Below are 20,875 nucleotides of genomic sequence, written 5' to 3'. Positions count from 1 at the left end.
AGGGTAAGCATTGCTTACCCTATAACTTAATTATTCACAAATAAATCAGAGGTTTTTGAAAAAGCTTAACGAACGGTAATAATGAGCGTTTGTCTTAATTTACCGTTGCCACTGACTTGCTGTGATATTTGTGTCCCTGGTCCAGAAAGTTTAATCGCCACTTTAGAGGAAACTGGTCGATACTCGCCAACAATTTCAACTTTGTTGTCTCCCTTTGTTAAATAAGGCACTAAATTGAAGCTTGTTTGACTTGCGTGTAATTTTTTCACTTCTACCCCATCTACCATGACTTTTCCGGTTAGACGAGTATCTCCGGCGATCGCAACTGATAAAATGTGAGGCGATCGCAGTGCGGTTGCATTCAAACTGATTCCAGTTGTTTGTTGCTGCGATGACTGCGTAGATGACTGAGTAGATGATTGACTAGAAGATTGACTATAAGTACTAGCAACAGTATGAGAATACGAATAGCTGCTTGAATAATTCATAGGTTTAATTGTTTGGCTATTTGATGGTAAAGATAAATTATTTTGATAATAATTTAATGGCGAACTTAGTCCTAAAACAGCAATTACGAATCCGATTAACATTTTTAAGCGAGGAGTGAAAAATGGGGTGTGGGGTGTAGGGTGTAGGTGTGGGGTGCGGGGTGTGGAAGAGATTGTAATTACATTCTTCTGACTCTTGTACGGGCGAGTTCACCCGAAATCTTCGTCGAAGTCAGAGAGATTTGGTGAACCCGCCCCTACGACTCCTTCTGATAACTGATAACTGAAACACCCCTTTGTATAAATTAAGTGTACAAAAGGGTGAGAGGATTTGTGGAATTAACTTCAAAAAAATTGAAATATCTTATAAAGAAGAACCAGGAATCAACTATTCAGATATTAAGATGATTTGCATTCTAGCAGTCTTGTTTGATGCATAGAATTTAAGTACTAGGTGGGCAACGCCCACCCTACTGATAACTGATAACTGATAACTGACAACTGATTTAACGGCGTTCCAAAGCTCCTTCTGGAGTAGGTACATTCACGCGAACATCGACAGGAGTATAAATATTTGGAGTATCTATCCCCATTTCGCGCAATTTGTTGTCGCCTTCACGACCACCTAGTTTATGTTCGCTGCGGCGATTTTGTCTGACGCGATCGCCTTGACCGACTTGAGTAGACGTGTGAGTGCTATTGTTGTTGTAGCAATTTTCGTCAAACTCGGCGCTAGCTTCGTTGTTTTGCTCGGCTGGCTCTCTAGATACGCCAACTTGCACGTTCACGTCAGTTGCAGTACATACAGCTTGGGCGGGTTTAATTGTTGTCGTACCTAAAGCCAATACAGTAGAAAGGGAAAATAAACCAAGGGACAAAAATTTAAATTTCATAAATCTCACTTTTTCTCCTAGTGTGGAATGTCGATTTGTAGTGTTATTCGCACGTTGTTGATGAAGAACTGTAGGTGCGAGAAACGCCACCAGAAGAAACAGTGGTCTGCGATCGCTGGTGGCTATAATTACCTTTGTTACAATCAGTTCGAGTTTTTAGAACTTGAGAATTATCAATTGCACGAGGTTGCTCGATCGCGCAAGCAGCCATAGACAAAGTGGTAACGCCGAGTAAGCCGAGTAACCAAAATTTGAACCGCACTTTTAGCTCCTATTTACCGAAGAAAGGCAAACATTTAAGGAATTGCTCGGCTATCTGCAAGAGGTCGTGGAAGAAGTTTGAGTGCGGCTGACTCCACTACCAGAAGAAGTTGTCGTGGAAGAACTTTGGTGACTGTAAGTACTCCCGCCTCTACAGCTGGTTTGCGTCCGCCGGACTTGGGGGCTGACACTCCACGGGCTGCGTCTGGTACGAGTATTGTAGATCCGCCGCCAGCGATTGCTACTTCTCACGGCTGGGCGATTGCGTTGAATTGTAACTTGAGAGTTGCCATTGGTAACGCGGATTTTGTCACCCCGAACGACCGTTGACCCTCCGTTGCTCGACCGAATTTCTACGTTGCCTGCTTTTGCCATTTCCATTGGTAACACTAGGAAAATAGAGGCAACCAAGACTGAAATCGACTTTTTGTTCATCATGAGCAGATACCTGCACTAATAATTGCGGTTGAGAGATGACGGCTAGCCGTCATCTCTCAACCATTAACTACCACTTAACGACGATGGAATACATCGCGATCGCGGCGAATCCGAGCATCTTGAGTGTTTTGGTTGACAGAAGTGTTACCGCTACCAAATTGATCGGTCAATTGATCGGAGGTTTGATTGATAACATCTCTCGAACGCTCTGCACCACCACGCCGTCCAAATCTTCTTTCAGATTTATCAATTTCAGCGTTTTGAGTGCTTTGGTTAACCGAAGTGTTGTTATTTCCTTCTTGTATGGTGGTTTGGACTGAATCTTGGTTAATCTCGTCTGCTTTAGCAGGCAGAGCCAGCAATCCAAAGCCAGCAGCAGCAATAATTCCAACTAGACCAGCTTTAACAGTAGATTTGATGGTTGTCATAATTTTTCCTTCTTTTTGCACTTAGTTGTTGGTTGTTGGTTGACAGTTGACGGTTAACGGTTAACTGTCAACTCCTTACGGATTTTTATCTTCGTCGAATGAATTGGTCGATCTTGTGCTGGATGCGGTTATCGGTTCCGTTCGTCACAGCATCGCTTTGAGCGTTTTGTCTGGTGGTACTGTTCGTGCTGTCACCACGTCGATCTTGGTCGCTGTATTGGTCGATTTGTTGATCTATGCGGTTGTTTTCACCGCTTGCAGAGCCACTGACACGGGAATTTTGAGTTGATGTATGATTTCCCGAACCGTCACTTTGAATGATATTTGTTTGCCGAGTGGTTTGGTTGACGCTGCCACCATCGCTCGCTGTTGCACTGTTAGAAGAACTGCTACGACTGGTGACATCGGCACGCGCGGGAAGGGAATTCAATCCAATGCTGGTAGCAGCAACTAGACCGAGCAAACAAGTTGAGAAAATTCTCTTCACTTCTGTATGTGAAGTGGTGTATAGCATGTGCGTGACTTCCTTCGACTAAGATCGGTTTGTGAGATGAGTTCTGTAGTTGAGGGTCGTCAAATCCGATCGCGTTACAGGTGTGTGTGAGGAGCATTGCCCAACCTATTGCAGGATGGGGATAGGGTTAGCGATCGCGAACCTCGAAGCGGTCGCGGCGAATCCGAGCATCCTGAGTGTTTTGGTTGACAGAAGTATTCCCATCACCATATTGATCGGTGAGTTGGTCGTTGCCTTGGTTGATGGAGTTGCGATCGGGACGACCTTCTCTACGATCTGGACGACCAAATCTGGTTTCAGTTTCCTCAATTTCACCCGTTTGAGTATTTTGGTTGACAGAAGTATTTCTGTAGCCTTCCTGTCCGGTGGTTTGCGTGTTACCTTGGTTAATCTCGTCAGCTTTGACGGGCAGAGCAATTAGACCAAAGCCAGCAGCAGCTATTAATCCAACTAAACCTGTTTTGAGTCCGGCGTTAAGATTGGTTCTGAGATTTTTGTTTGTCATTTTTGTTACTTCACTTGCACTTGGTTGTTGTCCTCAGAAGGACGATAGCCTTCATGTCGGAGGTTTTTAGAGATTTGTTCCACAGATGAGCAAGTGTTTTTGGTTACTTGCTGCATCACTATTACAGTTAATCAGAAAAGTTGTGCCTCATTTCGGAAAGAAAGCAAAATTTTTTTGACACCAGAGAGAAAAAGAAGAGGCGATCGCAATGTACGCTTACATTTGACGCGATCGCGCCAAAGCATTGAAAATTGGCTGTAGCTATTAGCGATCGGAAATGAGTCACCTAAAAGCTCGAATGAAAATCCCCCCAGATACTAGCGGGGGTAAATCATAATGTCGCGATCGACCGCAGGATTTTTCTTGCCGTTCCGATGAATCGATTGGTTATTTCCTCGATTCAGCTTGTCTTGACGAGAAGTCTCGGAGGAATCTTGCAAATAGTCATAGTCACCGGAGCGATCGAGTTTCGTTTTAATCCCCTTTTTGTCAATTTCGGCTGTTTGAGAGGATTGTTGTACCGAAGTGTTGCTATTACCATCTTGTCCGGTAATTTGCGTGTTAATTTGAATAATCTTATCGGCTTGGGCAGGCAGACAAAGCCATCCGAAACTAGCAGCTAAAATTAAACCGCTGCAACCAGTTTTGAGGATGCGATCGATTTTCATAGTCATTCCTTCCTTTGCACTTAGCTGTCAGTCAGTTGTCAGTTGTCAGTTATCAGTTATCAGTGTTGCGTGGTGCGATCGATGCGGGTGTGGGGTGTAGGGTGTAGGGAAATTTTGAATTTTGAATTTTGAATTGCTCCCTCAGCTCCCGATCGCTCCCTCAGCTCTCTTCTCTCCCTCAGCTCCCTCAGCTCTCCCTTGTCTCCGTACTCCCTTCCAAAAAGACATTGACTGAGTTGTATAAGTTCCTAATAGTTAAGGAGATAATTTTGATGAAGTGGTGGCAACGTTCGTTCGCGCCAGGATTTATCGCTGGTAATCTGGTCGCCATGTTCGGCAGTCTGGCGATCGCGCAGTCAGATTTGTTAACTCAAGCAGAAATTTATAAATTAGTCAATCGAGTCCAATTATGGCTGAAAAACCAACCGCCGCGATCGGCTCAAGTTGCAGACATGGTTCAGCCTCTCGATGCTGTCAAAACTGCTCCCCTCGCTAGAGCAGATTTAGTTTTTAATGAAGGTTCGCTGGTGCGGTTAGGGGGAAATGCTATTTTTCGCTTTGTACCTGGTAGCCGTAGTTTTCAGTTGCGTAACGGTACTGGCTTGTTTATTTTTCCACCTGGAGATGAGAGCGGTACTGTCGTGACACCAGAAGCTGTAGTCACAGCGCCGGGAACAGCCGTATGGGTGCAGCATAATTCAGATAAACATACGACATCGATTGGAGTTTTAACCGAAAACCCCCAAGTCCCCGTGACTGTTGCCACTTCTGGGGGTGAAGGGGTAGTGGTTTTAGATGCGGGACAGCGCACGGCTGTGAAACAAGGAGAATTGACAGCCGTAAAAGATATGAGCTTGAGGCGATTTTACAAAGCCTGCAATCTAGCGGCTGACTTAGGCACGGCGGAAGAAACACCGAGCGATAGCCTCCCGCCACAAGCACAAAATACGATTTTAACAGTCCGAAATCAGGCGATCGCAGCTTTAGAAGATCAATTCCGCGAAGAAGCAGAACCCCCACCCGGTTTCGAGCAGATCGTACCGTGTACCGTTCAAGAAGAACCGAAAGATATTACAACAAATCCTCAGAATGTATTTCAGGGTTTTCCATCTGTGCCGAGTCGGAGATGATGGGTTAGATCGCTTTTATATCCCTTTCATCGCCCGATCCCAACTAGCAGAGGAAGCGTAAATCTGTCCGCAATCTGTCCGCGATCGCGTTGTATACAAGGTATCTAATTTCTCAGACTTCAGCACGGGTTAATAGCTCGTCCTGCGCCAACACCAGATGCATCCACAATAGTCCTGGGACAGTGTTAGCAATTATCTTTCGCATCCATAACCCAATCTGTGCCATTGCTTATTTCGTCATTAGTCATTGGTTATTGGTCATTGGTCAGCTAGTTCCCGACTCCCGACTCCCGCCGTTTAACAATAAACTGTAACATCTTCACCACACTCGTCTGCTAGGAAGCACAGGCACTTGAAGCGGAGGTAAACGATCTGTTCGTAGAAAGGATTTAACTTACATAGTGGTGGAATGTGAACCAGCGTGCGCCCAAAGCAGGTAATTGTCCGTTCAAAAGGACACCGTGCGGGAATTAACTGACAAAACAGATGAGCGAATTTGGGATTGTGAATTTCTAGGCTTTCTAACCATTGGCAGATATTACTTTTGAGTACGATTGGTGCGAACATAGGGATCTCTCCTTTTGTAATACTGAAATTAGGTTGAACTGGTGGGTTTTATTTATATAGGTGGTTAAGTACCTTCATTTATTTGATAGGTTTACCTCTGCTGTGTTATGCAACTAACGTGAGCGATTGATTCATGCGTCCCCGTCAAGGCATTATCGAAATCTTTTCGACCTTTCTGCAATTTGACGCAGACCGCTTCCGAGCTTGGGTCAGCGATCCGCACTTGCGGCGGAGTATGCAAGCTAGGCTGGCACAATCTCCGCAAATGGAGGCGGCGGAAAACTATTGGGTTCTTTACTGGTATAAATTGTGGCAAACTCAGCCTGAGAGTTTGGCTAAGGCACACCTTACTGCTTACTTGCAGGAAGTGTGCTACTGGACGGCGCATAAAACTAGCGCTAGCTTTACTTCGTCCCAATACACCTTGTCCGATTGCTTTCAAATGGCGATCGCCCGTTTTGATAAGGTACTAAAAGGCTTTAATCCCCAATTGGGTTACGGATTTAAAAGCTATGCCAGTGCCATTTTTAGTAGTGTCCTGAAAGATTTGCTGCGCCAACAGCAGGAAGTTGATATTTCGACAAATTGGTCGCTGCTGCGTCGTTTGAGTCAAAAAAGACTGGTAGAGTCTTTACAAAATACCGGACTAGGTGTAGAAGTGATTAACCGTTACGTCCTTGCCTGGAACTGCTTCAAAACACTTTACGTCCCGACTCACCCCACGGGAACCCGCCAGTTGCCTAAACCAGAATCTGAGACTTGGGAGGCGATCGCTAAACTTTACAATCAAGAGCGCATTACCCAACTCCACCCATCAGGAGCAGAATGTAACGCTCAGACGTTAGAAAAATGGCTGGTTGCCTGTGCCAAAGCCGCACGGTCTTACCTTTATCCCTCACTCGTATCGATCGATGCTCCAAAACCAGGGCAAGAATCAGGAGCATTTCTCGACGATCTAGGTAGTTTCGAGCAAGATAATTATCTCAATGAAATGATTGCTGTTGAAGAACAGAAAACACAGCAATCGCGACAAACTCAAATGCAAGCAGCTTTAGCAGAAGCGATCGCCAAATTGGACTCGCAAGCGCAGACAATTATGCAAATGTACTACGGACAAGGACTCACCCAACAGGAAATTGCTAAGGCGATCGACACCAAACAATATACAGTTTCTCGCCGCCTCACTAGAGCTAGGGAAAGCATGTTATTGGCTTTGGCAAAATGGAGTCAAGAGACATTGCATATTACTCTGACATCAGAGGTACTCAATAATATCAACACAGTTTTAGAGGAATGGTTGCAGGTACATTACCGCCGTCCCTCCTCGCTCATGGAGTCTACCTCATGACCTTCGATCCTAACTCGCTAACTTTGACCGATCCGACACAGGTGTGGCTGGAAGTGTCCGATTTGGTGCGATCGCAGGCATGGCAGCGCAGCCAAGCTTGTTCTCATCCCAGCAGTCGTTGGAACGCCTATCTCAATCAAGTTTGCCTCCAGACTATATTACCCTGGTTGCGGGAAGAACACGCTGGAAAAGCTCTAGCTGTACCGAGTTTCACCGCTCTACCTAGCATCTGGGAATTCGTCAATGGAACGGGCGTAGCTTGGGACAGAATGCGGATAGTCTTAGTCCCTACCGAGACAATTGACTTAAGCGAACTGCGCGTGCCTCAAGAATGGGTAGACATTCCCGACTGGGTTGCCGATTATTACTTTGGCGTACAAGTAGACCCCGATTGTGCATCTATTAGAATTTGGGGTTACGCTACTCACGAACAACTCAAACAAAACGGCAGCTACGACTCCCAAGACCGCAGCTATTGCCTGGATGAAGCCCATGTGATTCAAAACATGAGCGTGTTGTGGGTAGGCAGACAACTCGGTATTACTGAAACGACGCGCCGGACAGTGGCAACGTTACCCGCCATTCCCTTAGCACAGGCAGAAAATTTAATTCCCCGCCTGGGCAACTCAGAAGTTGTGAATCCGCGCTTAGCAGTACCGTTTCAATTGTGGGGCGCGTTGATCTCGCATGGCGGTTGGCGACAAAAACTTTACCATCACCGTTTGGGACATCCCGAACAGTGGTCAGTTTTAGAATGGCTGCAAACCGGAGTATCGGACGCAGCAAGACAGATGGGGTGGGGACAAAGCACCTGGCAACCAGCGGTCGTCGCGGCAGCAAGAGGGACGACACAATTCTTTCCAGAAGTTTTGCTGACTCGCCACATGATTATTGCCCAGCAGCAGTATGAATTACGAGTCATGCCTCGCACAGGGGGAGTCTGGCGATTTGAGTTACGTCATGCTATGGGCGATTCCATTCCCGCCGGATTTACACTACGCTTGCTGACCGAAGACTTACAAGCATTTGAGGGCAACGAAGATACAGCTAGTAAACCTGTAGAATGTTTATTTGTCGAAGTCTCCCTTGCTCCAGGCGAAGGCTTAGTTTGGGAAATCGAACCCACACCAATCAATTACGATCGCGAGATTTTGCGGTTTTGAGAAATCAGTTATCAGTTGTCAGTGACTAGTGGCTGGTGACTAGTGGCTGGTGGCTAGCTACTTGCAAATGACTAATGACCGATACTTACTGAGCTAATTCTAGTATTCTCTGGGCGATCGCATCGGTAACGGGCATTACTGATAATCGATTGCCTTGTCTGACTACGCCTAGTTCTTCTGGGCTAAATTTTTGTTTCAACGTAGGTAGGGAAATAAATTGAGGAAAAACCTTGACAAATTCCACTTTAACTGTGTGCCAGCGCGGAGAATGAGCATCTGATTTTGGATCGTAGTAGGGACTACTAGAGTCAAACTGTGTCGGATCGATAACTTCAGGTGTGACAACTCGCATCAAACCCACAATTCCCGGGGGCGTAGTATTAGAGTGGTAGAAAAAAGCTAAATCTCCTACTTGCATTTGACGCAAATAGTTGCGAGCTTGATAGTTGCGTACCCCATCCCAAATCGTAGTGCGATCGCGATCGAGGTCTGAAATGCCGTAAGTCTCTGGTTCTGACTTCATTAGCCAATAATTCATTTTAAGTCGTAAGTCGTAAGTCGTAAGTCGTAAGTAAGAATTGAGTGGTAACTGGTAACTGGTCACTGGTCACTGCTCCCTGCTCCCTGCTCCCTGCTCCCTAATAACTGATAGCCGCTCGTTTCCAAAAATCATGAATTTACGTAAAATAATATGAAGTATTGATAAAAATAGTAGCATCGGAGATTAACTTGCTCATGGCTGAAGCATCAGATCGGCAACGGCAGATTATGGAACATTTATCTCGCAGTACGGGAGATTTTATTAAACCATCCCTTAATTCAGAAGACCGCAAGAAGCGAATTATGGAGCATATTCGCTTGACGAAAGGTTGAGGCGATCGCAAAGTGCAAGGTTATTTCGGCTCGATATCCTTGACACTCAGAACTTGAAAATGCCATATTCCCGGTTGACACTCTCGCGATCGCTGGAGTGAAGTCAATGTATATTCACATTTTCCGAGCCGAATGCTACACCGATTAACATTATTGATTACTGGATCGATCTTGGTAGGCTTGAGTAACGATGCCGCGATCGCTCAAGAAACACCTCAAGTAGCATTTAGCAATATTAACCCTGGTACTGTCGAGCCAATGTTGGGGAATATGAAAATCTTGCAGTCAACTGCACCAGCAACTTTGAGCGTTAACGTACCATCAGAGCTAGCGGCTCAGGTTAGTATTTTATCTCCGAGCTTGGTAGAAGGAGCGTCAGACGATCCAGAGGGTACGACGCAGGTAGGTTATTTGAACTTTGGGGGAAATAGCCTGAGTAGCGACGGTCAAAACAATACTGCTAACTTACCCACAGGTAACACGGATTTAGAAGTGCGGATGCGGGTAGAGCGTCCTGTTGCCTTTACGCCGGGGAATTATAACTATCGCCTGACTCTCAGCGTCACTGTCACGCCACCTTAGTGACTCACCTGAGTTACTGCGGTACGGTTAAGCTAACGCTAAAGGGAGTATGGTTTTTCTTGTCCTCACCCCATTTCAACTCGCCAGAGAGTTGATATTCTCCTGGTGCTAACTTAGTTTGCTGTGAATGAGGAGAAATTAATAGATAGCGTTCTCCTTGGGCGATCGCGGTAGTATCGTTAATTTTACCTGTAGAAATCTCTTGCTTGCCTTGTTTCAACGTCCAATTTCCCGCAACAACGGCGGAAGCTTTGCCTGTATTTTGCACGAGTAATTGCACTTGATTCAATCTTGGATTAAATTTGGCGCTACTAGCAACGAGATTTGGTGACACATCTCCTTTACGGACGTAGACCGTGACACCGATGCGCGGCACAACAGAAGTGATGAACGTGACTTTATTTGCCTGGTTAGCTTGCGTAACTTTGGTTGCTTGAAGATTTTCTGTAAAAATCATGGTGCGATATTCACCATCCGGTAAGTTAGGCGGAAAACGTACGATGAAACGAATTTTCCGCTTACCAGAGCTAGGAACGACTAACTCTGTAGGAGAGAATTGCAGATAGGGACTCAGATCGTTGGGGCTAGATTTCAAAGCCTGAAACCCTTGTTCTTTATCATAGGTAAAGGGAGCGGTGTAAACGCGGGCGCGAAAAGCTTCTGGTGCTTGATTGTAAACAGTCATCGTCCCTTGTGCTTGACCCCGTTTGGCTTCTGTTTCCACAACCATAGGAGTAATCGCAATATCTGCACGGGCAACACTGCCCCACAATAAAAAGCTAGATAGTAAACAACTACCTAGATGCAACGAACAGCGATTGATGGCAGCAACATTCATCAATGGTTTTACCAAAATAACTATTACCGTTGTTAGTTACGCACGCGCAACTTTATTTAGCAACAAAACTTGGTTTTTTCAAACCAAGTTCGTTGCTTCTCAATTGCTTTTAAATAAGCAAATCAGTCATAACACATTAGTTGGGGGTTGCAGTCAAAGTCACTGTATATTCATAAGTTCCGCTAGGAACATCAGAAGTAAAGCTTCTCGTACCAGCAACCATACCAACTTGGAGTGGAACATCAACACCCATAGGAATTGCTATGGGAGTCGTAGGCTTGTTCCACGCACCACTATCAAAAGTACTACCACCCGAATAAGCGGTAGTATAGTTTATCCCATCGTAAACAAGAGATTGTAACTTCTGTGGATTAAAACTAGCAGGTACGCTAACTGCTACTGGAACAGAAGTACTTAGTTGAGCGGGAGAATTACAGTTAATCATTGTTTGACCAGCAGGGAGATTAGCTGCCATGCCAGGAATACCTCCACTAGCTTCAACCCAGCCATATTTGGGCATCACCTGACCGAGAGTACCACCGACAGTTCCAGAAAATACACAGCTTCCCGCAACAGTACCGTTAAATGGAATGTCTTGGGTTGTTGGTGCTGCATTTGCCACGGGCATCAAAGATGCAGTACTTAAAACAGCAAGACTACCAGCTAAAGCTAAACGCCAATTCATAGGCTACTCCTTTTGTCAGTTCTTTTTGAATTTTTCAACTAGGACACAGCAAAGTACTGCTTAGAAATAAACTTGCCTTAGTTTATGCATTCTAAGTACAGATAGCTTTTCCTAATAAAAAACTACTTGACAGCTCTAAAAAATCACTTTAGTTAAATTAATCAACAAGAGATTTTTTAACTCATGTCATTCAATTTCAGGTTCAACTATTGCTGTGACCGATTACTAAGAATAAGCAAGTATCTCTCAAAACTCTCTGAGAGAAACTACGTAAATTTAGCCGCAAAAAACGACAAAAACAGCGATTTACTTTAATAATTTATTTATTTTCGGCTTTTCGGGCGATATTCGTACGCTAATTCAGAAATATCGTGGATTCTACGGATGTGACGTTAGTAATTGTCGAGCTATATTAATCCGCTGTTCGCTCAAAATAACTTTATTTGCATTACCAAAATCGGCTGGTAATGTATTGCTGCTTTTGTGGAGCAAATATCTGTATAGGAATTTTTGTAGAATCAAAATTTTACAAAATTTGTGAGTTACTAGCCGACCGCTTGTTTATAAGTTAATTCAATTTAACTAACCTGGACGGATTGATTTTCAATATATGAAAACAAAATATCTGCTGACTTTATCGCTTCTCGCATCTGTGCTAGGAACTTTTGAGACAGCGATCGCTCAAGTAACATCAAATGAAAGCTCTATAAAAAAAAATTGGCCAGATTTATTAAATTCTGAACTCATGCATTCTGCTGCGCCAGCAAGTGCTAAAACTCCAGACAACTCATTAACGCCTAAGACTGAGTTTAGCGTCTTTCCTGTAGGCATAAATATCGGCGATCGCAATGTCAAATCTGGTGCACTAGTCCGAGGAGGAGAAGACGGCAGACAAGCACTTAATTTTGCCGCTTGGCAATTATCTTACGATGATGTCATTCAAGTCTTAAAATTTAACGTTACCACTTTAGCGGACGGACAAATAGAAGTCCGTTCGGCGGGAATTGTGACTCGTCTCAATCCCAAAAAACTACGTACCGATCCTGAATTAGGCTTAGTATTTTCAATTCAAGATTTACAAACATTATTTGGAGTAAAAGCGAAATTCGACCTGAATGAATATGCAATTATTTTAGAAGTACCTTGGTTGACTCAGCCTGCAACAAATACATTTGAAGAAACCGAAACTCCCGTTGTCTTAAATGGCTTACAACGCCTCTACCCTGGCAGATTAAATATTGCTGGGATGGAACAAAGGGTCAATGCTACGGGAACGGGAGACACCACACCCACTTACACGGGAGATACGCTTGCTGTTGGTAGTGCTTTTGGTGGTTCTTGGTTCGTCCGTACGACTCAATCCCAATTGCAAGATTTCTCAACTTGGAAACTTACCGAAGCCCAGTTTCTGCGCCAAACCGATTTTACCGACTATTTTGTAGGTTCTCAACCGACGTTTTGGCATCAGGGGACAAAAAATTATTGGGGCTTAACCTTAGTTCAAAGACAAGGCTTTTCTCCGCCTCAGAGTCTATCTGCTGGGAGTTCCGATCCGCGTCAACGCTTGCAAGCTGCTGTCGCGGGACGCACGATCGCCGGTAAAGCCGAACCAGGAACCTTGGTTAGATTAGTCCGAGGATTTGGCAGCCGGGCGATCGCGGAAGTTTTAGTCGATTCCTCTGGGATCTATCGCTTTGAAAATATTAAATCCGATCGGGCTTATGATAGCAACTACCGGGTTTTTCTCTATCCCCAAGGAAGGCTAACTGCACCACCAGAAATTCGGGAAGCGAGTTTTTCTACCGTACCAGGACAAATTCCCGCAGGTGCTTCGGCTTTCGTTGTGTCTGGCGGTTGGCAAAGCGATACGGACACGCAAATCCCTTCCATGCAGGAGTTTCGCGGCGGAGTTGCTGGACGCTGGGGTTTATCACCAACGCTGACTGTAACGTGAGTTCGACGGGGTTAAAAGACAGCAGGAGGAAGAGCAGGTAAGCCTTTGGGTTCTAAATCGAGAGAAGGTTTTCGGGGCAAATAAGTATAAGCTGTTAATCCAGCTAACAAGTTGACCAGGAAATTCCAGATGCTTCTATGTCGGGAATGCTCGATTTGAGAAATGTTCTTCAGTTGGTCATAAACTGTTTCAATTAAGGCTCGCTTACGTAAGAGAATTTTGTCGATCAACTTGACCAACTGTTGCTTCATCTTCTTCTTACGCCGTGTAATTAACTCCAAGCCTTGCTGATAGAGTTGCTCAAACAATTCCTGAGATATATAACCACGATCGCCAAATAGCTTACCAATTAGGTCTTGGGTTAAGTCCGGCACAGGCTTGCGGTCATCTACATTGCCAGGGGTCAGCTTAAAAGCTAGCAACTCGCCTCGGTCATTGATAATTAGGTGCAGCTTAAACCCATAGTGCCACCCGACCGAATTTTTGCTCCAACCCACCATGCCTTCAAACACACGATGGCTTCTAGAACGTTTTGGATGACACACCTCAATCGGAGTTGAATCAATGAATGAAATGCCAGTGACTTCTCCCTTACGGGTCTGTACAAAGCAGCATAACAGCATCAACGACCAAGGCATCAATTCGACAAAACGAGTATAGCTGACTAGATGAGGAAAAGCTTGACGCCAGCCTGGTAGGACTTGTAGCGTGTAGAATTCTTTAAAAGTACGATATCCCGAGCCATGAAAAGCAATTACTATCGTCATCACCTCACTCAGACTTAAACGAGAGCGACACAAGCGTTCTCCACAACTTGCCGTCAATAGCATCTGTTGCTGCCAATGTCGTTCAAAGGTTTGATAGAAGTCGTCTACCTCACAAAAAATTTGCGTCACATCTAGGCGAGATACAATGGTGCTATTCATAACTGAGGCCGAGCGCTGTGTATTTTGAGCATAGGTCTCTTTTTTCTTTTTGGCTCATCTCCCACCGTCGAACTCACGTCCAACGCTGACTGTAGGCTTAGGTGGGGTCTACGACGACTCTTTACAAGCCCTAGCAGAGGTCTTCTGGCGACCCGATAACTTGCCTTTACAGGTAGCAGTCTCGGCGCTGGCGGGTTCTGAGTTGGAGGCGATCGCGGATATTCAATTTACTCCCTCGCCTAATTTTAGTGCGTTGCTATCGAGTGATAGATATTCCAGTCGTTTGAATCTCAATTGGCAGTTATCGCGTAGTTTCAGCTTATATGCCTCAGCTAACAGTCGCGATGCCACATCTGGAGGAGTGCAGTTTAGTTTTAGCAGAAAAAATTTCTTCACCTTTACCCGTGTAGGTTTAGATACCAAAAATCGCCTGCGTTGGTACTTACTCCAGGGTTTGGGCAGATTGGAACTGAACTTGCAAGGTAACGAAGTGGGTACGAATTCGGCACTGACGTACAACTTATCTCAAGATCGATTTGGTAATACCGGACACTCGTTGCTATTAAATTATGAAACGCGCAGTCAAGGTCGGAGCGATCGCTTACTGACTCTTGGCTGGCAATATCGTTCTCCACAACGGACAAGCGATGGTAGCTATTTATGGGAAGCCCAACTCGGTTACGGAATAAATTCTGGAGGTAACGGTCTATTTGCCTCGCTAGGAACGGCAGTGCTACCAGGCGTGATGTTGCGCGGACGCTACCAAGGAGTATCTCTCACCTCTGATGAATCGAGTTTCAGCATCGAGTTAGTTTCTAGCTTAGGCTTGCAGGCGGGTATTAGCCCAGGTGACAGGCATACGAGCGAGTTCCGTACCCAAGGTGGTTTATTAATTCAACCGTTTTTCGACCGCAATAATAACCACAAACGCGATCCAAGTGAAGAGATTTACACCGAAAATTGCGATCTGTTGCTATTGCTGAACAATCAACCACTAAACGCTTGGCGACCGAAAATTCAACACAACCGCATTCTCCTGCGCCTACCACCCAATACCTACCGTTTAGATTTCGATCCGGCGGGATTCCCTCCCGATTGGCAAGCACAACTAGACGCTTTGGCTGTGGTTGTCAGTGCTGGCAGCTACACCCCTGTTTTGATACCTCTAATTCCCGCCTATACCCGCACTGGGGTTGTCACTGATACGCAGGATAAACCGATTGCTGGTGCAACAGTCGAAGCGATAGGGAAATCCGGTCAGCGCAAATTTTCCGTGACCAACAGTGCCGGAGTTTACTATTTAGAAGGATTATCCCAGGGAGAGTATACGTTGACAGTCAATGGTAACTCCCATCTGCGCTTAAAATTAAATGCATCTACCAAACCGTTTCAAGAACTAAACTTGAAAACCAAGGTTTAATATCCAGCCGCTTTATCTACAATGTTGCGCAAAGGTTTCCCAGCTTGATAAAGTGCTAAATTTTCTAGAAATAACCCTATTACCCGTTGTTGCATCTGTTGAGATATGCCGCTACAATGCGGTGTAATAAAGACGTTGGGTAGCGATCGCAACTGACTATCTGCTGGGAGTGGTTCTATAGGAAAAGCATCTAAAGCCGCGCCTGCAATCCAGCCGTTTTGAAGAGCATGAATCAAAGCATTCTCATCGATAATTCCACCACGGGCAATATTAATTAAATAAGCACTTGCCTGCATGGATTTTAGGACATTGGCATCAATTAAATGTTTAGTTTGAGCCGTTAAAGGCGTAGCAAGGACGAGATAATCTACCTCTGGTAAAAGTTTACGCCATTCCTCAGCTCCAACGACTAAATCGAAACCAGGTAGCGATCGCGGATGCAAGCAACTCCCCCAGACACGCATTCCAAAGGCTTGAGCGCGAGTAGCAATTGCCTGTCCGATACCACCAGCACCGATAATTAATACAGTTGCGCCCATCAATTCTTGCAAGCCTAAAGTTTCCACTTCTGGATATGACAGCCAACGATTTTGCTGTTGGGCAAGTCTAAATTTAGATAAGCATTTAGCGCGATCGAGCATATATGCTAAGACAAATTCAGCAATGGGAATGGCATGAACTCCAGCGCTATTTGTCATTATCAAATCGCGAGATAATAAGGTTGGTATTAGTAAATGGTCGATTCCCGCACTTTCAGTATGCAACCAGCGTAGATTAGGTAATTGTGATAATACAGGCTCGAAAAAAGCATTATAAGACCATTCATGAAAATACACCTCAGCATCATTTGGATCTCCGTCTAAATTGCCTTGAAGATCGAGACGGACAATGCGATCGCCTTTAGCTAAATGAGGCTCGATCTGTGTTGCTAAATTACTTGGTAAAACCAGTTTCATAAATTACCCTTTCACGCCGCTACCTGCTGCTGTGGGTACGATGTAACGTTGCACGAATAGGAATAAAATTAAAATTGGCGCAATTGAAATTATCGAACCAGCCGCAATTAATCGCCAATCTAAAGAGAAGGTTCCTGCTAACATTGCCACCCCTAAAGGTAAAGTGTAAAGTTCGGGGCGATCGATTACAATCAGGGGCCAAAGAAAATCACTCCAAGCACCGATAAAAACAAAAATTGCCAGCGTGACGAGAGCGGGACGAATCGCTGGTAACATGACATGCCACCATATACCTAATTCCGAACAACCATCAATGCGGGCTGCTTCTTCTAATTCTTTCGGAACCCCTTGAAAAGCTTGCCGTAATAGAAATATTCCAAAAGCAGAAGCGATCGCCGGAAAAATAATTCCTAAATAAGTATTTTTCATCCCTAACTGTACCGTCAAAATATACAGCGGAATCATCACGATTTGAAACGGAATCATAATTGTGGTGACAATTGCTGTAAAGATAACTTCTCGACCGCGAAATTCTAAACGGGCAAGGGGATAAGCTGCTAAAGCACAGAATAATAAATTCAACCCCACTGTTAGCAGTGCCACCAATGTGCTGTTAAATAAATACCTACCGAAAGGATTTGTCTGCCAAACGCGAGTAAAGTTATTCAATGTCGGCTGACTGGGTAAAAATTGGGGTGGAAACTGAAAAATGTTTTCTGTGGGAGATTTCAACGACGTACTTAGCAACCACAACAGGGGAAATAGCATTAAAATTGCGATCGCGCCTAGCAAACCGTACGTCCAGATCGTTCGCCAAGTTCGATTTCGTACTTGTTTATCCTGATTCATACATTCCTCGCCGCGATCGAATTACCTATTTACCATAAATTACGAATTACGAATTACGAACCGTTCGTTCCAAGGGAGCAAGGAATCAAAGTTTCTTCTATACACCCCTGCTCCCAGCTCGTCCCTGCTCCCTGCTCCCTATTTCGGTCAAAATTTGCAGGCATTTGCTAGCAACTGGATGCAAAGGTTCGAGTTGTTGGGCTTGTTCCCAAGCAACGATCGCCTGCTGAACATCTCCCTGAAGCGCTCGCAGTTGCCCTGCAAAGGCGTGAAAGTCAGCATGATGAGAGTGTAGGGCGATCGCGCGGTCGTTGTGCGCCTGTGCCGCTAGATAATCTCCTGTGGTAAAAAGCTGTAGGGCTTGCCGATAATGCCAGACAGCGCGATCGTGAATTTGAATCAGGGAAGACAGATCGGTTTTGCAACGTTGACAGAAGGAGGTTTCATTAGGGCGATAAGTAGCGCGACAAACGGGGCATTTCATTGCTAATTTCAATTCGTGTTTTATGGTGCCTCTACATTGGCGTAGTAGAGAAAGTCTTCCAGTTCTGCTTGGAGTTCTGCTAACTCGGCATCATCCTCGCTAGCTGCGGCTTCGATCTGGTCTAATAAATCCTGCAATTGTGCGGCGCGATCGTCGTCTAGCTGTTCTAAAGCTACCTGCGCCCGTTCTATCAATGCTGTTAGTTCTGGATTGAAGACTACAGCAGATGAATCGGTAGCCTTTACTTCAATAATTTCATCATCCTCAAACAACTCTTCCAAATCTAACCGTGCTTGGTGGAGTTCGTGGCTAGAGAGGCGATGCACCCCAGTATTGTTCACGACTAGCGTTCCTTGCTGTCCCTGCCCCTTCTCGGTTGCCGTTACCGTGAGGATACCGCTCAAGTCAAAGTCAAAGTGAACTTCTACCTGGACGCTACCAGCCGATTTAAGCGGCAAGTTTTCCACTTTGAAGGAACCGAGGGGGACATTTTCTTCAGCAGCAGGATTCTCGCCCTGAAACACCTCAATTTCAACTGCTTCCTGATTGTCTCTCATGGTCGAGTAAACTTCGGAACGGGAAACAGGAATGACGCTGTTGCGGGGAATAATCACGCTGAAGAATCCCGGCATAATTCCCATTGGGGTATCGATCGCCGCCGAAATTCCCAACGAATGAGGCGTAACATCGACCAGAATCGCATCGACGGCTTCGCCTACTAGCACTCCCGCTTGGAGCGATGCCCCTAATGCCACGCAAAGATCTGGCTCAATGCCATCAGTAGGAGACTGTCCCAAGTGTGCTTCGATCGCGTGTTGGATCAGGGGTATGCGCGTGGAACCGCCCACTAAAATGATCCGATCGAGGTCTTTAGGTTCTAACTCGGCATCTTCTAAAGCGCGATCGATCGCTTCTAGGGTTTCTTCTACGAGCGGACGGATCGACTGCTCGAAGTCAGTCCGAGCGATCTCGGCTTCTAGGTGCAATGCTGTCTTGCCCTTGCTACCCAAAAAGGCTTCTCGCACAGTGGTAAAGCCATGAGAGCTAAGTTGAATCTTGGCGCTTTCTGCGGCTTGGAGCAAACGGGCATCGGTGGCGGGATCGTCTGGTACGTCTACCCCGTGCTGCTGGCGAAATAGTTGCTTCAGATGGAGTTGCAGGCGGCGATCGAAGTCATCTCCACCCAGGCGGTTGTTGCCGTGACTTGCCAGTACCTCCGTGACTTCTCCAGAAATTTCTACCACCGAGACATCAAAAGTCCCGCCGCCTAGATCGTAAACTAGGACTCGTTCCGTCTCCTCAGAACGCAAGTCGTAAGCTAGGGCTGCGGCTGTTGGCTCGTTGATAATTTGCAACACCTCAAATCCGGCAATTTCCCCAGCAGTTTTGGTGGCTTGCCGCTGGGCATCGGTAAAGTAGGCAGGAACGGTGATGACTGCTTGAGTCACGGGTTCGCCCAGAGCCTTCTCTGCTCTTTGTTTTAGCGCCCGCAGGATCGTGGCAGAAATTTCCTGGGGCGAATATTCGCGATCGCCCAACTTTGTCTGATGGTCTGTCCCCATCCAGCGTTTAATCGATTTCACCGTCCGCTCTGGAGCTGCGGCATACTGACGTAGGGCTTCCCGTCCGACGAGTAGCTTGCCCGTTTCGCTAAACCCGACACAAGAGGGCAAGATCGGGTCGCCATCTTCTCCCGCTAACACCCGCGCTTGTCCGTTTTCGACGATCGCCACTTCAGAGTTAGTCGTACCTAAGTCGATGCCTACTGCTCTACCCATAATTAATAAATGATTAATTAATCTGACGTTGTGAGTTTTGAGCTATTGATGCCGATCTTAAGAATTTTACAGGAGATACGCACTTAAAATTGAATATCTCGATCCCCCCTAGCCCCCCTTAAAAAGGGGGGAAATCTCGCCCCATCTTTAAGAAATTATCTAGCATCTTTGCCAACCACAATCCAGTCCTTAAAAAGGAAGAAACTCTCGCCCCCAATTCATCGGGGGTTGAGGGATCTTCAAGGGCTATGCTCCTCAGCGAGACGTGTGGTTGCCAGCCGAGACGATCGCCTGTGTCTCCCGCAATATCCGATCGCGCCATAAATAACCCCGCACGACTTCTTGAATCACCGTATTTTCTGGCTCGTCGCTTTCCTGCCGACCGATCGCGTACATTCGTTGCGGATCGAAGGGTTGTCCTTGCGCCACAATCGGCACTACCTGCTGTTGTTTCAGGATGTCTAGCAGCGTCCGGCGAATTAATTCTACTCCTTGGCGATCGCTTTCAACCGTTTCCATTAAAGCAGTCGGGGCAGAATTTGCCGGATCGGACGATAACTTCTGACCGAAGCGACTCAGCCAACGTCCTAGCTTTCCTCGCCAGCTCTGAGGCGGAGACGATAGGGGCATCTCAGATGACTCTGAAGATTCCTGCCAGTGGGCGCAAGCGCGATCGAGGGCATCCAGCACCCCCAAAATTGCTTTTAAAAAGTTTTCTTGCTCCTTCTCAAACCGTTTTTCCTGCGCGGCGAATTCGTTGGCATATTGTACCGATACTTGTTGCTGGCTAGTTTCCCAACGCTGTTGCAGCTCATCGTTCTGCGATCGCGCTACCTCTAGTTCCCGCTGCAATCGCTCTTGAGCCGTCTGAAGTAGCTTCCCCTGTTGTTTCATCTCCTGCCGCAGTGCAATCCATTCACTCACCATCTGGTAGGGGTCGAACGCTGGTGCAGATTTAGGTGGTTCGCCAAAATACTCCGGTGGCGACGGCGGTGACTGGAGATAGTCTAAAAGTTTGTCGAAAAGTGCTTGGCGGTCATTGGTCATTGGTCATTGGTCATTTGGTAATGGGTAGTTGGTAGTTGGTAATGGGTAGTTGGTAGTTGGTAATGGGTAGTTGGTAGTTG

At 45.9% G+C, this 20,875-nt stretch carries 25 protein-coding genes; 7 read left to right on the top strand and 18 right to left on the bottom strand.

Annotated elements, in window-relative coordinates; translation table 11 throughout:
* Positions 1-65 precede the first annotated feature (65 nt).
* From QH73_RS14970 to QH73_RS14935, 8 genes are all read right to left on the bottom strand, one after another.
* Positions 66-488: a hypothetical protein gene (locus QH73_RS14970; RefSeq protein ID WP_132867071.1), complete on the bottom strand. Its 423-nt coding sequence runs from the start codon at positions 486-488 to the stop codon at positions 66-68.
* Positions 489-994: 506 nt separating this feature from the next.
* Positions 995-1,381, bottom strand: coding sequence for a hypothetical protein (locus tag QH73_RS14965; RefSeq protein ID WP_052289719.1), 387 nt, complete (start codon positions 1,379-1,381; stop codon positions 995-997).
* A gap of 43 nt (positions 1,382-1,424) precedes the next feature.
* Entirely contained in the window at positions 1,425-1,643 is a 219-nt protein-coding gene (locus tag QH73_RS14960) for a hypothetical protein (RefSeq protein ID WP_132867069.1), read from the bottom strand.
* Positions 1,644-1,693: 50 nt separating this feature from the next.
* Entirely contained in the window at positions 1,694-2,080 is a 387-nt protein-coding gene (locus QH73_RS14955) for a hypothetical protein (protein WP_132867067.1), read from the bottom strand.
* Positions 2,081-2,154: 74 nt separating this feature from the next.
* Positions 2,155-2,508 (bottom strand): hypothetical protein, encoded by a 354-nt coding sequence (locus QH73_RS14950; protein WP_132867065.1) that lies wholly within the window; start codon positions 2,506-2,508, stop codon positions 2,155-2,157.
* An 85-nt stretch (positions 2,509-2,593) separates the two neighbouring features.
* Entirely contained in the window at positions 2,594-3,022 is a 429-nt protein-coding gene (locus tag QH73_RS14945; RefSeq protein ID WP_132867064.1) for a hypothetical protein, read from the bottom strand.
* Between the two features lie 127 nt (positions 3,023-3,149).
* Positions 3,150-3,527 (bottom strand): hypothetical protein, encoded by a 378-nt coding sequence (locus QH73_RS14940; protein WP_039713169.1) that lies wholly within the window; start codon positions 3,525-3,527, stop codon positions 3,150-3,152.
* A gap of 317 nt (positions 3,528-3,844) precedes the next feature.
* Positions 3,845-4,201: a hypothetical protein gene (locus tag QH73_RS14935; RefSeq protein ID WP_132867062.1), complete on the bottom strand. Its 357-nt coding sequence runs from the start codon at positions 4,199-4,201 to the stop codon at positions 3,845-3,847.
* Positions 4,202-4,467: 266 nt separating this feature from the next.
* Between QH73_RS14935 and QH73_RS14930 the strand changes: the two genes are divergently transcribed.
* Positions 4,468-5,325 carry a FecR domain-containing protein gene (locus tag QH73_RS14930; protein ID WP_052289720.1) on the top strand — a complete coding sequence of 286 codons (858 nt, stop codon included), beginning with the start codon at positions 4,468-4,470 and terminating at the stop codon, positions 5,323-5,325.
* A 297-nt stretch (positions 5,326-5,622) separates the two neighbouring features.
* Here QH73_RS14930 and QH73_RS14925 read toward each other — a convergent pair whose 3' ends face one another.
* Positions 5,623-5,892, bottom strand: coding sequence for a Mo-dependent nitrogenase C-terminal domain-containing protein (locus QH73_RS14925; RefSeq protein ID WP_132867060.1), 270 nt, complete (start codon positions 5,890-5,892; stop codon positions 5,623-5,625).
* A gap of 133 nt (positions 5,893-6,025) precedes the next feature.
* Between QH73_RS14925 and QH73_RS14920 the strand changes: the two genes are divergently transcribed.
* A complete protein-coding gene (locus QH73_RS14920; protein ID WP_039713171.1) occupies positions 6,026-7,240 on the top strand; it encodes a sigma-70 family RNA polymerase sigma factor in 1,215 nt (404 codons plus the stop codon).
* Complete coding sequence (locus tag QH73_RS14915) at positions 7,186-8,403, top strand: DUF1822 family protein (RefSeq protein WP_374189035.1); 1,218 nt, start codon at positions 7,186-7,188, stop codon at positions 8,401-8,403. Before QH73_RS14920 ends, QH73_RS14915 begins: the two co-directional genes overlap by 55 nt.
* An 85-nt stretch (positions 8,404-8,488) precedes the next feature.
* On the opposite strand, the gene QH73_RS14910 is transcribed toward QH73_RS14915, so the two are convergent.
* Positions 8,489-9,007: an EVE domain-containing protein gene (locus QH73_RS14910; protein ID WP_309476485.1), complete on the bottom strand. Its 519-nt coding sequence runs from the start codon at positions 9,005-9,007 to the stop codon at positions 8,489-8,491.
* A gap of 131 nt (positions 9,008-9,138) precedes the next feature.
* Here QH73_RS14910 and QH73_RS14905 point away from each other — a divergent pair, with 131 nt between their 5' ends.
* The gene (locus QH73_RS14905; protein ID WP_015156971.1) at positions 9,139-9,276 is read left to right on the top strand and encodes a hypothetical protein; all 138 of its coding nucleotides are present in this window, start codon (positions 9,139-9,141) and stop codon (positions 9,274-9,276) included.
* 132 nt (positions 9,277-9,408) lie between these two features.
* Positions 9,409-9,858 carry a hypothetical protein gene (locus QH73_RS14900; RefSeq protein WP_039713174.1) on the top strand — a complete coding sequence of 150 codons (450 nt, stop codon included), beginning with the start codon at positions 9,409-9,411 and terminating at the stop codon, positions 9,856-9,858.
* 13 nt (positions 9,859-9,871) lie between these two features.
* Here QH73_RS14900 and QH73_RS14895 read toward each other — a convergent pair whose 3' ends face one another.
* Entirely contained in the window at positions 9,872-10,696 is an 825-nt protein-coding gene (locus tag QH73_RS14895) for a fimbrial biogenesis chaperone (RefSeq protein ID WP_039713175.1), read from the bottom strand.
* Positions 10,697-10,832: 136 nt separating this feature from the next.
* Positions 10,833-11,381, bottom strand: a complete 549-nt coding sequence (locus QH73_RS14890; protein WP_039713176.1) for a hypothetical protein — start codon at positions 11,379-11,381, stop codon at positions 10,833-10,835.
* Positions 11,382-11,991: 610 nt separating this feature from the next.
* On the opposite strand from QH73_RS14890, the gene QH73_RS14885 reads away from it, so the two are divergent.
* Positions 11,992-13,335: a hypothetical protein gene (locus tag QH73_RS14885; RefSeq protein WP_201278147.1), complete on the top strand. Its 1,344-nt coding sequence runs from the start codon at positions 11,992-11,994 to the stop codon at positions 13,333-13,335.
* An 11-nt stretch (positions 13,336-13,346) separates the two neighbouring features.
* Here QH73_RS14885 and QH73_RS14880 read toward each other — a convergent pair whose 3' ends face one another.
* Positions 13,347-14,261, bottom strand: coding sequence for an IS982 family transposase (locus tag QH73_RS14880; protein ID WP_039711688.1), 915 nt, complete (start codon positions 14,259-14,261; stop codon positions 13,347-13,349).
* A 49-nt stretch (positions 14,262-14,310) separates the two neighbouring features.
* Here QH73_RS14880 and QH73_RS14875 point away from each other — a divergent pair, with 49 nt between their 5' ends.
* The gene (locus QH73_RS14875) at positions 14,311-15,681 is read left to right on the top strand and encodes a carboxypeptidase-like regulatory domain-containing protein (protein WP_201278146.1); all 1,371 of its coding nucleotides are present in this window, start codon (positions 14,311-14,313) and stop codon (positions 15,679-15,681) included.
* Here QH73_RS14875 and QH73_RS14870 read toward each other — a convergent pair.
* The 5 genes from QH73_RS14870 to QH73_RS14850 all read right to left on the bottom strand — a co-directional run bounded on the left by QH73_RS14870 (position 15,678) and on the right by QH73_RS14850 (position 20,795).
* On the bottom strand, positions 15,678-16,637 hold the full coding sequence (locus tag QH73_RS14870; RefSeq protein ID WP_039713177.1) for a D-2-hydroxyacid dehydrogenase: 960 nt from the start codon (positions 16,635-16,637) through the stop codon (positions 15,678-15,680). The two genes, QH73_RS14875 and QH73_RS14870, sit on opposite strands and share 4 nt — an antisense overlap.
* A gap of 3 nt (positions 16,638-16,640) precedes the next feature.
* Positions 16,641-17,486: a carbohydrate ABC transporter permease gene (locus QH73_RS14865; protein ID WP_039713178.1), complete on the bottom strand. Its 846-nt coding sequence runs from the start codon at positions 17,484-17,486 to the stop codon at positions 16,641-16,643.
* A gap of 97 nt (positions 17,487-17,583) precedes the next feature.
* On the bottom strand, positions 17,584-17,970 hold the full coding sequence (locus QH73_RS14860) for a tetratricopeptide repeat protein (protein WP_052289721.1): 387 nt from the start codon (positions 17,968-17,970) through the stop codon (positions 17,584-17,586).
* A gap of 20 nt (positions 17,971-17,990) precedes the next feature.
* The gene (locus QH73_RS14855; RefSeq protein WP_132867058.1) at positions 17,991-19,748 is read right to left on the bottom strand and encodes an Hsp70 family protein; all 1,758 of its coding nucleotides are present in this window, start codon (positions 19,746-19,748) and stop codon (positions 17,991-17,993) included.
* Between the two features lie 255 nt (positions 19,749-20,003).
* Positions 20,004-20,795 (bottom strand): nucleotide exchange factor GrpE, encoded by a 792-nt coding sequence (locus QH73_RS14850; protein WP_039713180.1) that lies wholly within the window; start codon positions 20,793-20,795, stop codon positions 20,004-20,006.
* Between the last annotated feature and the right edge of the window lie 80 nt (positions 20,796-20,875).

The sequence above is a fragment of the Scytonema millei VB511283 genome (genome assembly GCF_000817735.3).
GTDB classification, from domain to species: Bacteria; Cyanobacteriota; Cyanobacteriia; order Cyanobacteriales; family Chroococcidiopsidaceae; genus Chroococcidiopsis; species Chroococcidiopsis millei_B.
Note: the sequence above shows the minus strand (reverse complement) of the source record. Positions and strands in the feature narration are given on the sequence as shown.